The organism is Acinetobacter sp. GWC1_38_13, from assembly GCF_001767535.1.
Taxonomy (GTDB): Bacteria; Pseudomonadota; Gammaproteobacteria; order Pseudomonadales; family Moraxellaceae; genus Acinetobacter; species Acinetobacter junii.
The window spans coordinates 2,283-16,721 of sequence record NZ_MELG01000022.1 but is presented as its reverse complement, the minus strand read 5'-3'; the positions used below and the strand labels follow the sequence as shown (position 1 = coordinate 16,721).

The window sequence follows — 14,439 nt, the reverse complement described above, 5'->3', positions numbered from 1 at the left end:
CCAAGTTATTGTTCCTGGGCTTGCAATTCTTCCATAACCTTGTGGGCAACTGGGGATGGTCAATTATCTTATTGACGATCTTGGTGAAGTTGATTTTATGGCCACTTTCTTCGAAAAGTTATCGCTCTATGGCGAAAATGCGTGTGATTGCACCTGAAATGCAACGCATGAAAGAAGAGTTTGGCGATGACCGTATGCGTTTCTCTCAAGAAATGATGGCATTGTATAAGCGTGAGCAAGTTAATCCGTTATCAGGTTGTTTACCATTACTATTACAAATGCCAATTTTCTTGGCTTTGTACTGGGTATTGATGGAATCTGTAGAGCTACGTCACGCACCTTGGTTAGGTTGGATTCAGGATTTATCTGCGATGGATCCATGGTTTATTCTGCCGTTGATCATGGGTGTCACCATGTATGTTCAGCAGATGCTTAACCCACAACCAACTGATCCAATGCAAGCAAAAGTATTCCGTATCATGCCGATCATGTTCACGGTGTTTATGTTGTTCTTCCCAGCAGGTCTCGTGCTTTACTGGATTGTGAACAACAGTATTACTATTTTGCAGCAATCGTTCATCAATAAAAGCGTTGAGAAAGATCGTCTGAACAAGTCAGAGTCAGCGTCTTAATCTCGAACTTTTACTGAATAAATCCGCTTAAGATGGTAATCTTAAGCGGATTTTTCTTTGGCTGTTTTTTGGATCTTTTAGATGAACACTATGCAACATCAAACCACTATTGCGGCGATAGCTACTCCCTTAGGTCGTGGCGGTGTTGGCGTAATTCGTTTGTCAGGACCAAAAGCGTATGCGATCGCTGAACAACTTACAGCGAAAGGTTTACCAGCAGCTCGTATGGCTGGATTTCGTCAGTTCTATGATGCTGATGGTACGGTCATGGACGAAGGAATTCTCTTATGTTTTCCAAATCCACATTCCTTTACAGGTGAAGATGTGGTGGAAATACAGGGACATGGTGGTCCTGTCATTCAAAATGCATTACTTGCCCGATTACTTGACTTAGGTGCTGTAGCAGCCAAAGCAGGTGAATTTTCAATGCGTGCCTTTGAAAATGGCAAAATGGATTTAGTACAAGCTGAAGCGATTGCAGATTTAATTGATGCAAGCTCTCAAGCGGCCGCACGTTCAGCAGTTCGTTCACTACAAGGTGCGTTTTCCACCAAAATCAACACAGTATTAGAAAAATTAATTCATTTACGCTTGCATGTCGAAGCTGCAATTGATTTTCCAGAAGAAGAAATTGATTTCCTTGCGGATGGGAAGATTCTAGCATTGCTGGATGATGTACAAAATTCAGTTAAGGCAGTACAACAATCTGCGCGTCAAGGTCAGTTGTTACGCGAAGGATTACAGGTTGTGATCGCAGGTAAACCAAATGCTGGTAAATCGAGCCTCTTGAATGCGCTCGCAGGACATGAGCGTGCGATCGTTACCGATATTGCTGGTACGACACGTGATGTGTTGCATGAAAAAATTAGTTTAAATGGGTTACCGATCACATTGACGGATACAGCAGGTTTGCGTGAAACAGGAGATATTGTTGAACGTGAAGGGATCCGCCGAGCAATCAAAGAAATTGAACAAGCTGATCTATTGTTACTGGTTTATGATTTAAACCAAAACGATGATCCATTGTTGTTGGCTCAAGAATATTTTGCTGAACATTTAGAGCCGAAACGTTTACTTTTAATTGGAAACAAATGTGATTTGACAGGACAAGCGGCCGAATTAAGCGATTATCAGGGCTTCCGTCATATTCGTGTTTCAGCAAAACAAGATATGGGTGTTCAGGCATTGATAGATGCGATTACAGCGCATGCTGGCTTCCAACCAGAAGAAGATACCTTTATTGCGAGAACTCGTCATTTAGACGCAATGAAGCGTACTCAGCGCTATTTAGCAGAGGCGCGTGAGCAACTCGTTGTGTTTAATGCAGGAGAATTGGTTGCTGAATCATTAAGACTTGCTCAAAATGCCTTGGGCGAGATCACAGGTGATTTTAGTGCTGATGATTTGTTGGGTAAGATTTTCGGTTCATTTTGTATTGGTAAATAATAAAAAAGCCTAGTTACTTTACAGGTAACTAGGCTTTATTCTTGTGTCAAAATTATTAAGCTTCTTCTTGCTCTTCAACTTCCTCCTCTTTGACCATGTTCAGTGAAGTGGTTGAAACGGGCATCCCATCTTGGCGTGAACTTTTTAATTTAATTTGCAAGCGTAATTCATTGACAGAGTCGGCGTTACGCAATGCTTCATCGTAACTAATTGCACCTTCGTTATACAGATCAAACAAAGCCTGATCAAAGGTCTGCATACCTAACTCACGAGATTTGGTCATGATCTCTTTGAGCACATGGAATTGCCCTTTCAAAATATTGTCTGCGATCAATGGCGTATTGAGGAGGATTTCAATCGCGGCACGACGTCCTTGACCATCTTGAGTTCGTACGAGACGTTGAGAAATAATCGCTTTCATATTGGATGAGAGATCCATCAACAGTTGATTGCGACGTTCCTCTGGGAAAAAGTTAATAATACGATCCAGTGCCTGATTGGCATTGTTGGCGTGCAGTGTTCCCAAACATAGATGCCCTGTTTCAGCAAAAGCAATCGCATGTTCCATCGTTTCAGTATCACGTATTTCACCAATTAAAATCACATCTGGTGCTTGGCGTAGCGTATTTTTCAACGCGTGATGCCATGTATGACAATCAACTCCAACCTCACGGTGCGTGATCATGGATTTTTTGTGTTTATGGACGTATTCAACAGGATCTTCAACGGTAATGATATGTCCAGCAGAGTTCTCATTTCGATGATCAATCATGGCTGCTAAAGAGGTTGACTTTCCTGATCCTGTTCCGCCAACCACCAGTACCAAACCTCGTTTTTCCATAATCACATTTTTTAGTGATTCTGGGAGTTTTAGTTTTTGAAAGGTTGGAATTTCAGACGTAATGGTTCGAATCACCATGCCTATTTGTAATTGTTGTTTAAATACATTGACCCGAAACCGTGAAACATTCGGGACATTAATGGCAAAGTTACATTCCCAATCATTTTCGAAGTCTAGACGTTGTTTGTCATTCATTAAACTATAAGCAAACAACTTGGTTTTTTCTGCCGTAAGCGCTTGTTGTCCTAAAGGGCGCATCAAACCCTGTAACTTGATGCTCGGTGGGAAATCTGCGGTAATAAATAAATCAGATCCCCCATACTCAACTACTTTAGTGAGCATATGAAACATAAAGGTTTTGGCTTCTTCTAATAATTCAGTGGTATACATGGGGTCAACCTAACGTAAAACGAGACTTATGAGTGTTGTTTGTAGGAAAATGGTTCATCAAAAGAAAACATCTCCTTGTTTCTTTTAAATGAAGGACAACACGGTTTTTTGAATCATCAGATTATTTCAAAAAGCGACCAAACGTTCTACTTTTAATATATTTTTTGTTTTTATATCAATGTGCTGTGATAATTTTTGTCGCTTTTTTACTTCGCGTGTTTGTAAAAGTGTGATCCATTTCAAATCGAATTTAGCGCTATGATGTTCCACGTGAAACATTGCTGTATTTAGTTCAAGTTTGGTTGTATCTCAGTAAGCTCAGCTACCCCTTAAACATGATATGCGTACAATACGGAAAACCTTTTATTCGAGTTACGCTATGCTAAAAAAAATTGGAATGCTGGCTGTGTTGGGAGGAGTGTCTACTCTAGCAATGGCGAATGTTGAGACATTGAAAAGCAATTTAAGCAAACAGTATCCAAATATGGAGATCACAAATATCCAAAAAACAGAAATGTCAGGCTTGTATAGTGCCAATCTTGATAATCAAATTATTTACTTGGATGAAAATGCACAACATATGTTCATAGGATCTATGATTCGCCTACAAGATCAGAAAAATCTGACCAAGGATTTAGTGCTCAAACAAAACTCTATTGATTGGAAACAACTTCCTTTTCAGGATGCAATTAAAACGGTAAAAGGTAGTGGTAAACGTCAGTTGGCTATTTTTTCAGATCCGAATTGCCCGTACTGCAAACAGCTAGAAGCAGAACTTGATAAACTCAATGATGTGACCATCTATACATTTATTTATCCATTAAAAGCACAATCACTCACTGTATCTAAGCAGGTCTGGTGTGAGCAAAATCAAAGTGTAGCGTGGAAAAACTTGTTGCAAAAAAATGTTCAGCCGAAAGCAAAAACATGTGAAAACCCAATTGAGAGAAACCTGAGCTTAGGACGTAAATTGGGTGTGAATGGTACACCAACGTTAATCTTTTCAAATGGTTTAAAAATGGTGGGTGGGCGAAGTGCCGCTGATATTCAAATGATTTGGAAAGAACTAGGTTTATGACATCAGATGCTCCCAATTCAAGTTAATAATTTGGGAGCTATCAGATTGATTAGGTCTTTTTCATAATTAAATTATAAATAAACAGAATAATCACTGCCCCTATCACAGAAGCAATAAATCCTGCTGCTGAATTATCGCCATAAAGACCCAACAGTCGGCCACCATAAGTCGCGAGTAAAGAACCTGCGATACCAAGCGCAGTCGTCACTATAAAGCCTGCTTTATCATTTCCTGGATGCAAAGCGCGAGCAATCAAACCCGCAAAGAAACCAACGACGATTGCTACAATCAGAGACCACATTGTATTTTCTCCTTGTTTTAACATTAGTATTTTGTCTTATCCTGCTAGATTTCACCTTGAAATGTCTGTAGTCAATTGCCCACTTATGTCGTATTTTTGTGCAAAATTGAACAGTGTTTGATGAAAGCTCAAGTATAAAAAAAGGTACGCAAGCGTACCTTATCAATATTTAATCTGCTTTTAGTTATGACAGCATCGTTATCAAAAAATGCTAAGAACCCATGCCAATTAAAGACCAATTTCTCCAATGAATGGGAGATGACGGTACTTCTGATCGTAATCTAGGCCGTAGCCGACAATAAAACGATCTTCGACTTCAAAGCCTAAGAATTTCACTTCTAAATCAATTTCACGGCGTGATGGTTTGCTCACCAGAGTGCATAGTTCGATTGAATTTGGATTACGTGTTTTGAGCATTTCAACAACTTTGCTCAAGGTATTCCCAGAGTCAATAATATCTTCGACAACGAGGACATCTTTGCCGTTAATCTCACCATCTAGATCTTTTAATATTTTGACATCACGCGTGGAAACCGTACCACCGCCATAACTTGAAACCGTCATAAAGTCGAGTTCATGCGGCTTTTCAATTGCACGGCATAAATCTGCCATGAAAATGACTGAACCACGCAATAAGCCAATCAATACCAGTTCTTTATCACTTTGAGCATAGTGTGCGTTGATTTTGTCACCAAGTTGTTTCACTTTGGCTTGGATCTCTTCACTGGAAATCATTACGCGCATTGCAACAGTCATCGATAGATTCCTAAAACTTTAAAAATGGGAAAATAAAAAAGGTGTTGACCTGCAACACCTCGAAATCTTGAGTTAATACGAGAATTTTAAAACAAAATGAATTTTCATGCATCTTTTGATGCTGATGAAAATGTATCATTTTGAGAGGAATGACTGTCTCGTCGAAGTAAGACAGCACATCCGATCGCCAATAAGAGAAGTCCTAAGCTTTTTGAATTAAATGCTTTGGTTTTGCTGATAGGCTTTTTGTCCATAAATATAAGTCGCCTCAATATTGCGGTCATCGCCCATGGTAAATAGTGCAAACAAACTGTCTTCGATGGATTTAGCACGTGATTGACGCAACTGTTGTAATGCCGTTGCTTTAAGATCAAGTACTACAAAATCCGCTTCTTTACCTACAGTAAAGTTACCCAGCTTATCATCTAAATCTAGCGCTTTTGCGCCGCCTAAAGTGGCATGGTACAACGATTCATATGCGGATAATTTATCGCCTTGTAGTTGTTGTACCTTGTAGGCTTCATTGACTGTTTGCAATAGGCTAAACGAAGTTCCTGCACCAATATCAGTACCGAGTCCAACTTTGACTTGCTGATCCCATGTTTTCTTTAAGGGAAATAAGCCACTGCCTAAGAACAAGTTTGATGTTGGACAAAAAGCAATTGCTGAGTTTGTATCATGCATACATTTCCACTCAGTATCCTCTAAATGTACACAGTGTGCGAAAACGGAGCGCTGACCTGTTAAACCATAGTGGTGATAAACATCAAGATAACCATTTTGATGAGGAAATAAATCTTTCACCCATGCAATTTCATCTTTATTTTCACTTAAATGTGTGTGCACATACACATCAGGGAACTCTGCTTTAAGTTGCCCTGCTCGTTCAAGTTGTTCTGGTGTCGAGGTTGGTGCAAAACGTGGGGTAATCGCATAAAGTGCGCGACCTTGACCATGCCACTTCTGTATTAATGCTTTAGAATCAACATAAGCGCTTTCTGCGCTATCACATAGCGCTTCAGGTGCATGACGATCCATCATTACTTTGCCTGCGATTAAACGCATTTGGTGCTGTTCTGCGGCTTCAAATAAGGCATCAACAGACTCTGGATGTACGGTACAAAAAACTAAAGCTGTGGTCGTACCATTTTTGAGTAGTTCATTAACAAAAAATTTGGCAATTTCTTGTGCATAGGCTTTGTCTTTAAACTGGATTTCTGTTGGAAATGTATAGGTATTTAACCAACTTAATAATTGTTCTCCATAAGCACCCACCATTTCAGTTTGTGGGAAGTGAATGTGCGTATCAATCATTCCAGGAATGATCAGATGTTCTGGGTAATGTTGAATCTCAACATCTGTAGGAAGATGATCTTGAGCAGCATCCCAAGGGCCAAACCAGCGAATTTTGCCCTGTTCAGTGATCAGAACACCATCCTCAATATAACGAACCTGCTCTGCGATCTCTGACGCGTGTGAAACTATGTTTTGAATATCTAAGAAGCGACCACGAACAACCGTGATGGGAGTAGCCAAAGTCATAACAACCTACAATTTTACTTTTTTCGGTTGATTGTACCTGATTTTGATCATTTTACTGGATTGTTCTCATATTTTGACGCAGTAAAATGGATTGAAGTGAACTAATCATCTGAATCAATTCACTTTACTTTTAAGCTCAAATGAGTAAATTGTCAGCAATAATTATACTTTTTGGAAAAATAAGCATGTATTTTTGGAATACCAAAGCACTTGCACATGAACTTGCCGAAGATACTTTGAGCAAACAGCATTATAAAAATTATTATTTAGCTGCGGCTTTGGTCGTGAGTGTGGTGTATTACTATGGGATGTATTCACCTTATTATGATGTACGTGTGATTAGCCTAGAAGCTATTTTAACTTTATTGATTATGCTGATTGGTATTCAACGAACCTATCAAGCCAATGGTGCTGATGAGGGAATCAATTTTTTGAATCGGATCACCGCCCTCTCCTTTCCGATCTTGATTCAAACCACGGTTGCTGGTGTGGTTTTTGGAGTTGTTCTTTTGCTGATCTATCAATATTTTGGATTGGCTCAGACTGCATTTGCAATATGGTATGAATGGTGTGTGTCAGCCTTTACAATTTTTCTGCAAATTTTATTTTTTACACGTTTAGTGTCTTATATGAAACGTGTGGCAGCACATACGATTTAAACTTGATACGGTCAGGATGTATCTCATTAAATCCTGACCGATTGATGATTGTTATCTAGATTTACTCTATAAAATAATGCGCTGCGAAATGTGCATCATTGCCAATAATGTCATAACAGTCTTCACGAATCGACATGCCTGCACATTGATGTCCGACCATCCATAACCCCAGTGTTGGTAACTGACCAGAAAATAACGGCGTTTCGACCCACTTCTGAATCACATAACCATATTTGTCATAGTCATCAAAATAAAAACTACCTGAAGCAGCGCCCTGATCCTGACCATCTTGCAAGACACGGATATTTGCCCCTTCTCTCGCCAAGATTGGTTTTTTTACCCATTTTCCACTGAAGTGTTGTTCAGGGTCATAGGCATAGGTTTCAACCAACAGTGGGTGATTTGGATACCGCTTCCATAGCTCAACTAAAATCGCTTTATTGGAGAGCAACATTTTCCAACACGGTTCGATCCAGTTCGTTTCTGGCTGAAGATACTGGGCAAATGATTCTTCCCAAATCCATTCCCAAGGGTATAACTTAAATAGATTTTGAATCGGTCGATTGTTTAGATCTACAAAACTCTGACCATTCCAACCAATATTTTCCATTGACAGTTCAGAGACCTGTAAATGAGCTTGAAAGGCAGTATCCATTAGGTATTCTAAATTGCCCCAATCTTCTCTCCCTGCTTCCTGACAAGCTGCAAAGTAGAGATGGCTTCCCCGAGGTAAAATAGTTTTCCAACGCTTAATCAGGTCTTCGTGAATGCTGTTGAATTGATCTCGATTTGGAATGCCTGAGACTTGTTCGATCCATAGCCATTGCGCTACAGAGGCTTCCAATAAACCCGTGGGTGTATCAGCATTGTATTCCAGCATTTTGATCTGCAATCCATCATAGGCGAAATCAAAACGTCCATAGAGCATCGGATTATTCCGACGCCATGAATGCTCAATATGTGGAATAGCAGCCTGTGGAATCTGGAAATAATTGGGATAATCACCACGTTGAATTAAATCCCCTACTACAGCTAAACACATTTGATGAAGTTCGTTTGCTGCATCTTCCAACTGTTCGATTTGTTTTAGCGTGAACTCGTAGGCGACACCTTCCGACCAATAAATAGAACCGTCCAATGAAGGTAGATTAAAATAATCGAAACCAATCTTTTGGTGTTCAAGCTGCCAATCGGTACGTGGGGAAAATAATTTTCTTTTCATATTGTTGTTCTAATTTAACCACCGAAAGACATGCCACCACGTCCAAATCCGCCACGGATTGGAGAAGATAACGAAGAGCTTTTCAGCGTAGTTGAAACGGTGGGTTGTCCCACACTAAGATTGCTTCTAGGTCGTAAAGTATGACCTCTAAACGAGACCTCACGATTATTTTGGTAGTATTGTGGTCCTAGATAACGGTTTGATCCATAACTACCTGCATAATAACCACTACTCGCGTTGTTATTCTCTTCTTCACAAGTGTCAGTATTCCAGTCAGCTGCGCAGTCATATTGGTTGTTGTAAACATCTTGAATCAATGGACCATCATTATGGCTACATGCAGTTAATAATAGCGGGACGACAACGAGATTGATTTTTTTAGAACGCATAATCTGCCACTCATTTAATTTAGTTGTAAGCGCCTTCATGGCGAACCAACTTTGTTTATTATGTTTCTAATCAGAAAGATAAAAGCGTAAAGCCGACATATCATATTGATCTGTTTTTTTAATGTACAGTCTAATTTTTAGTTTTTAAATCTCAAGACATCTGAAGCTCAGATGTCTTGAGTGATTCGCTTAGGATTGTAGCTGTTTTTTGTTATGACGCAGAGAAAGGTAAGCTGTAATGCTTAAGACGAGGACGATGAAGCCTAATGAAATCCAAATCGGCATGTGGAACACGTCGAGCATCAGCATTTTTGCACCAATAAAAAGTAAGATAATCCCTAAACCGTATGGCAAGTAATGCAATTTAGTTGCCGCACCAGCCAACAAGAAGAACATCGCGCGTAAGCCTAAAATCGCCATTAGGTTTGCAGTCAATACGATAAATGGATCACTTGTTACCGCAAAAATCGCTGGAATTGAGTCGACCGCAAAGATAACGTCGGAACCTTCAACCAAAATCAGAACTAAAAATAATGGTGTCGCCCACAACAAACCATCACGGCGAACAAAGAATTTTTCACCTTCAAGTTGTGGCGTGATACGCATATGTTTGCGTAACCATTTTAAGGTTTTGATATCTTCGATATTGGTTTCTTCGTCTTGTCCTTTTAGGAATTTGAAACCTGTATAGACCAAGAATGCACCGAAGATGTAAAGAACCCATGAAAACTCTTGAACGAACCATGCACCAATAAAAATAAAGATGGTTCTTAATACGATGGCACCTAATACGCCGTAGAGTAGGATTTTACGTTGCAGTGCAGAAGGAATCGCAAATGCAGAGAAAATCATTAACCAAACAAAAACGTTGTCAATCGCTAAAGATTTTTCTAACAAATAACCTGCAAAGTATTCCATGGTTTTTTGGTTGGCTATACCTACCCCAACAGTTTGTTGTAAATAGAACCACAAACCACCACCAAACATTACCGCAACTGAAACCCAAGCAATACTCCAATAAGCCGCTTGCTTAATTGGAACATCCTGATTTTGCTTTTGTTTAAAGCCCAAAAAATCGATCAGTAGCATCACGATGACGATGCCAAAGAAGATGGCATATAGCCATATATTACCGATAGTGTCCATCACAACTCCCTATCTGGCAAATGGGCATAAAAAAACCTTGACCAGTTACCAGATGAATAAAAAACATCTGTTTCAACATGATCAAGGTCTTGCCTACATCACAATGTACTGTGATGCTCAGAGTCCGACTTTTTGCAAAGTGTAATGACGAAACTCTGACACCGAAGGCATGATATGCACTTGGGCTTGGAGGAGGCTACTCCCCTTGTCAAACTAATTCTGTATGGACGGTAACATCCAAATATGTACATAGGATTACATAATTTGTGTGTTTGTGCAATTTTTGAATGAATAAATTTTCAACAATATTTTATCATGCTCGTTGTTGCCCTTTCATTCTCAAGGATTTTCTTTGCAATGATGAACAAAATACAGCGTAGAGAAAAAACATATGAGTGCTGAAAAACTTCACCACACAACATTAAAGGCATTTGCCCCACGAGATCCCCAAGAATCACATCGTGCCGCTACCCCTTTGGAGTTGTTATTTGATTTGGTTTTTGTTGTTGCGATTGCAACTGCAGGTCAACAACTGCATCACGCTATGATCGAAGGTCATTTGTGGCATGCTTTACCGACCTACTTTATGGTGTTTTTTTGCACTTTGGTGGGCATGGATGAACTTTTCTTGGTTTGCTTCAGCCTATGACAATGACGATACGCTGTATCGTTGTTTGACCTTTGTGCAAATGGCTGGTTCTTTAGTCATGGCGGCAGGTATTCCTGCGGTATTTCAGCAGCATAATTTTGACATGATCATTATCGGTTATGTGATTATGCGGTTGGCTTTGGTGACCCAGTGGATTCGTGTCGCTAAACATGATCCTTTGCGAAAAGTAACCGCCTATCGATATGCCATCGGCATTGTATTAGTTCAATTAGGTTGGTTGATTACTAATTTTAGTTCGATTCATCTTAGTCCGTTGCTCTTTCTAGTCTTGGTAATATGTGAATTAGCAGTACCATTCTATGCCGAAAAACATGCGATCACACCTTGGCACCCACATCATATTGTGGAGTGTTATGGTTTGTTGACGATTATCGTATTAGGTGAGTCGATTATTGGATGTTTTGCTGCCACTCAAGATGCATTTTCGAATCAGGTACTGAATCTTGAAGAGATTTTTCTGATTGTAGGTGGGCTATTGATGATGTTTGCGATGTGGTGGGTTTATTTTGATCGCAGTCATCACCACCATCAGCGCCGTGGTGTACAACCATTTTTATGGGGTTATGGGCACTTTCTCATTTTTATTAGTATTGCTGTGTTAGGGGCTGCATTAGCCGCTGCGGTCGATGTTTCAACGAAACATGCCGAAATTTCAGCTCAAATGATGGGTTTGATTATTGCCGCAAGTTTGGTTGTTTATAGCACCTGCGTATGGCTATTTTATGAAGCGTTTTATTTAAAGGGATGGAGACGTTGGATTTATCCAATCACGGTTTTTATTCTATTGTGTCTGCCATTTATCTTTAATCAGATTGGACACATTGTGTTTGCGACGGCGATTGTCTACATCCTTCGTCTTATGTTGTCTAAAGCATTTTTGATGAATTGTGATGATGAGCCAAGCATCGCAACACATTAAGCCTCCTTTCCATTTGAACTACCACCAAGTTTGGCGTTTTAATACGCTAACTTGGTAGGCTCAAAAAATTTTCAAAATTTCATTTCGAAGAAACTGATGGCGAGGATTCTGTCTGACGTGTTCGTGCCAATACATCCCCATTTTAATTTTAGGCAGCTCGATGGGTAACTGATGTATTTTTAAATCTTGCGCATAATGCAGATGTTTTAAAATACTATGAGGAATGGTAAGAATCGCCTTAGGATACTGAGCCAAGACTTGTAAGGCAGTGGAATAGTGCTGACAGCGCATAAAAATTTGTCGAGAAAGTTGCTGTCGATTGAGATAAATATCTTCAAGCAATAATCCTGTTCGCCGAGAGGACACACCGATATGTGGTGAGGATAAATAGAGAGATAAATCCATCTCTGTTTGAAGTGTACACGCCACAAAATGATCTTCAATCAAGTTTTCAAACTGTAAATTTTCTTGATAGGGTTGTACTAGATCAATCACAAAATCAATTTGTTGTGCTGAAAGATCAGCCAGCATATTTTTTCGATCAAGTTTGGAACTCAAAAACTGAATATCGAGATTGAGTTGACTAAAATGATGCACTAATTGAGGAAAAATAATCGGTTCAATTTCATCATGAATTGCGATTTTCAAGCTTTGTAGCATGCTAGGATCAAAGTCGTGTTGTGGAATCGCAATATTTTGAATCGTTGATAACGCCGTTTGAATCGGTTGATAAATTTGTTCGGCAAAAGGTGTGGGAAGCATTTTTTGTCCACTACGCACAAATAATTCATCTTTAAGTTGCAGACGCAAACGTTGTAAAGCATGACTGACCGCAGATTGACTAATACAAAGAAGTTGAGCGGCCTTAGAAATGCTTTTTTGCTCAAAAATCGCAATAAAAAGTGGATACAGATTGATATCAATACGAAGGAAGTTACCCACTTCCAATGGATTTGTATTATGAATCTGATTCATAGTTTTGCATAAAATAAAATCATTTCATTCATAATAAGTTTTCGCTTAAGGTGATGTAAAGCAGCGAATTCAGTTTCGCCACATATTTACCTTGAGGGAAATGATGATGTTTGCATTATCTGAACGTGCACAGGATTTTATTGCTCGCACACAGGCGTTTATCCAACAAGAAATAGAACCAATAGAAAAAGCATTTTGGGATGAAACACATCGTTTAAATGTCGATGGTGATTGGACCAAATGGCAATGGCCAGCACAACTTGAACAACTCAAAGCGAAAGCCAAAGCAGCTGGCTTATGGAATATGTTTTTGCCTGATGCTGAGTTAGGTGCGGGTTTATCGGTTCAGGAATACGCACATATTGCTGAACTCACAGGACGAAGTTTACTGGCTCCGACAGTATTTAACTGTAATGCACCTGATAGTGGCAATATGGAGCTGCTATGGCGTTATGGCAGTCGGGAACAAAAACAACAATGGCTGCAACCACTACTGAATGGTGATATTCGCTCTGTATTCTGCATGACTGAACCTGCGGTCGCATCGAGCGATGCGACTAATATGCAAGCCACGGCAGTGATTGATGGCGATGAAATTGTTCTGAATGGCCGTAAATGGTGGTCATCTGGCTTGGGTGATCCGAATGCAAAAATCATTATTTTTATGGCTTATACGCCAGACCCCAACAAAGATCGTCATCATCAACACTCAATGGTATTGGTACCGATCGACACGCAAGGCGTAACGATTGAACGGATGTTGCCTGTGTTTGGTGATTACGATGCACCGCATGGACATGGACAGGTCAGTTTTGACAATGTGCGTGTACCTGTGAGCAACTTTATTGGTGGTGCGGGTCAAGGATTTGAAATTGCTCAAGGGCGCTTAGGGCCTGGTCGTATTCATCACTGTATGCGTTGTATCGGTGCAGCGGAAAAAGCGTTAGAACTCATGATTGATCGTGGCATGTCACGCAAGGCATTTGGTAAAGAAATTCTTAAACTTGGCGGCAATTTAGAACGTGTCGCGGAAGCCCGTGTGCAGATCGATCAAGCTCGCTTATTAACGCTGTATGCTGCTTATAAGATGGATACCTTAGGCAATATGGCAGCACTCACCGAAATTTCTGCAATCAAAGTCGTTGCACCGACTGTATTGCAAAACGTCGTTGATATGGCGATCCAAATTCACGGTGGTGAAGGTGTATCACGCGATACTCCGCTGACTGCATTTTTCAATCAAGCTCGTAGTTTACGTTTAGCTGATGGACCTGATGAAGTGCATAAGGGCATGATTGCTAAATTAGAATTGAAAAAACGTGGCTATGGTCGTTAATAAGGATAAAAAAATGACAATGATTGATATCGGCGGTCAGGTTCGTCACGGTGAAGAATTGGATATTTCCGCTGTTGAAAAGTGGTTAAAGGATCAAGGTATTGAACTGCAAGGTCAAGCACAAGTCACTCAATACT

The 14,439-nt window shown here is 40.0% G+C and carries 13 protein-coding genes and 2 pseudogenes; 7 read left to right on the top strand and 8 right to left on the bottom strand.

Annotated elements, in window-relative coordinates; translation table 11 throughout:
• Nucleotides 1-632 (top strand): membrane protein insertase YidC (gene yidC / locus A2003_RS02120; RefSeq protein WP_286686743.1); only part of this gene is annotated, 632 nt, incomplete at its 5' end.
• A gap of 90 nt (nt 633-722) precedes the next feature.
• On the top strand, nt 723-2,078 hold the full coding sequence (gene mnmE, locus A2003_RS02115) for a tRNA uridine-5-carboxymethylaminomethyl(34) synthesis GTPase MnmE (protein ID WP_026057420.1): 1,356 nt from the start codon (nt 723-725) through the stop codon (nt 2,076-2,078).
• A 55-nt stretch (nt 2,079-2,133) separates the two neighbouring features.
• Here mnmE and A2003_RS02110 read toward each other — a convergent pair whose 3' ends face one another.
• Nucleotides 2,134-3,309, bottom strand: coding sequence for a PilT/PilU family type 4a pilus ATPase (locus A2003_RS02110; RefSeq protein ID WP_004914541.1), 1,176 nt, complete (start codon nt 3,307-3,309; stop codon nt 2,134-2,136).
• 379 nt (nt 3,310-3,688) lie between these two features.
• Between A2003_RS02110 and A2003_RS02105 the strand changes: the two genes are divergently transcribed.
• Nucleotides 3,689-4,387, top strand: coding sequence for a DsbC family protein (locus A2003_RS02105; RefSeq protein ID WP_039047176.1), 699 nt, complete (start codon nt 3,689-3,691; stop codon nt 4,385-4,387).
• A 49-nt stretch (nt 4,388-4,436) separates the two neighbouring features.
• Here A2003_RS02105 and A2003_RS02100 read toward each other — a convergent pair whose 3' ends face one another.
• The 3 genes from A2003_RS02100 to guaD all read right to left on the bottom strand — a co-directional run bounded on the left by A2003_RS02100 (nt 4,437) and on the right by guaD (nt 6,986).
• Nucleotides 4,437-4,688: a GlsB/YeaQ/YmgE family stress response membrane protein gene (locus A2003_RS02100; RefSeq protein WP_004914533.1), complete on the bottom strand. Its 252-nt coding sequence runs from the start codon at nt 4,686-4,688 to the stop codon at nt 4,437-4,439.
• Between the two features lie 228 nt (nt 4,689-4,916).
• Nucleotides 4,917-5,444 carry a hypoxanthine phosphoribosyltransferase gene (gene hpt, locus A2003_RS02095; RefSeq protein WP_004914531.1) on the bottom strand — a complete coding sequence of 176 codons (528 nt, stop codon included), beginning with the start codon at nt 5,442-5,444 and terminating at the stop codon, nt 4,917-4,919.
• Between the two features lie 216 nt (nt 5,445-5,660).
• On the bottom strand, nt 5,661-6,986 hold the full coding sequence (gene guaD, locus A2003_RS02090; protein ID WP_286686742.1) for a guanine deaminase: 1,326 nt from the start codon (nt 6,984-6,986) through the stop codon (nt 5,661-5,663).
• A 185-nt stretch (nt 6,987-7,171) separates the two neighbouring features.
• Between guaD and A2003_RS02085 the strand changes: the two genes are divergently transcribed.
• The gene (locus A2003_RS02085; RefSeq protein ID WP_004914520.1) at nt 7,172-7,645 is read left to right on the top strand and encodes a hypothetical protein; all 474 of its coding nucleotides are present in this window, start codon (nt 7,172-7,174) and stop codon (nt 7,643-7,645) included.
• 61 nt (nt 7,646-7,706) lie between these two features.
• On the opposite strand, the gene A2003_RS02080 is transcribed toward A2003_RS02085, so the two are convergent.
• From A2003_RS02080 to A2003_RS02070, 3 genes are all read right to left on the bottom strand, one after another.
• Entirely contained in the window at nt 7,707-8,867 is a 1,161-nt protein-coding gene (locus A2003_RS02080) for a glutathionylspermidine synthase family protein (RefSeq protein ID WP_286686741.1), read from the bottom strand.
• A gap of 14 nt (nt 8,868-8,881) precedes the next feature.
• Nucleotides 8,882-9,256: a hypothetical protein gene (locus tag A2003_RS02075; protein ID WP_075695974.1), complete on the bottom strand. Its 375-nt coding sequence runs from the start codon at nt 9,254-9,256 to the stop codon at nt 8,882-8,884.
• A gap of 189 nt (nt 9,257-9,445) precedes the next feature.
• Nucleotides 9,446-10,402 carry a TerC family protein gene (locus A2003_RS02070; protein WP_004914511.1) on the bottom strand — a complete coding sequence of 319 codons (957 nt, stop codon included), beginning with the start codon at nt 10,400-10,402 and terminating at the stop codon, nt 9,446-9,448.
• 391 nt (nt 10,403-10,793) lie between these two features.
• On the opposite strand from A2003_RS02070, the pseudogene A2003_RS02065 reads away from it, so the two are divergent.
• Nucleotides 10,794-11,991, top strand: a pseudogene (locus A2003_RS02065) (low temperature requirement protein A).
• Nucleotides 11,992-12,051: 60 nt separating this feature from the next.
• On the opposite strand, the gene A2003_RS02060 reads toward A2003_RS02065, so the two are convergent.
• Nucleotides 12,052-12,966, bottom strand: a complete 915-nt coding sequence (locus A2003_RS02060; RefSeq protein ID WP_039047180.1) for a LysR family transcriptional regulator — start codon at nt 12,964-12,966, stop codon at nt 12,052-12,054.
• 106 nt (nt 12,967-13,072) lie between these two features.
• Here A2003_RS02060 and A2003_RS02055 point away from each other — a divergent pair, with 106 nt between their 5' ends.
• Both A2003_RS02055 and A2003_RS02050 read left to right on the top strand, forming a co-directional pair.
• On the top strand, nt 13,073-14,302 hold the full coding sequence (locus tag A2003_RS02055; RefSeq protein ID WP_169040480.1) for an acyl-CoA dehydrogenase family protein: 1,230 nt from the start codon (nt 13,073-13,075) through the stop codon (nt 14,300-14,302).
• 13 nt (nt 14,303-14,315) lie between these two features.
• A pseudogene (locus tag A2003_RS02050) lies at nt 14,316-14,439 on the top strand (phosphotransferase family protein); the annotation flags it as partial.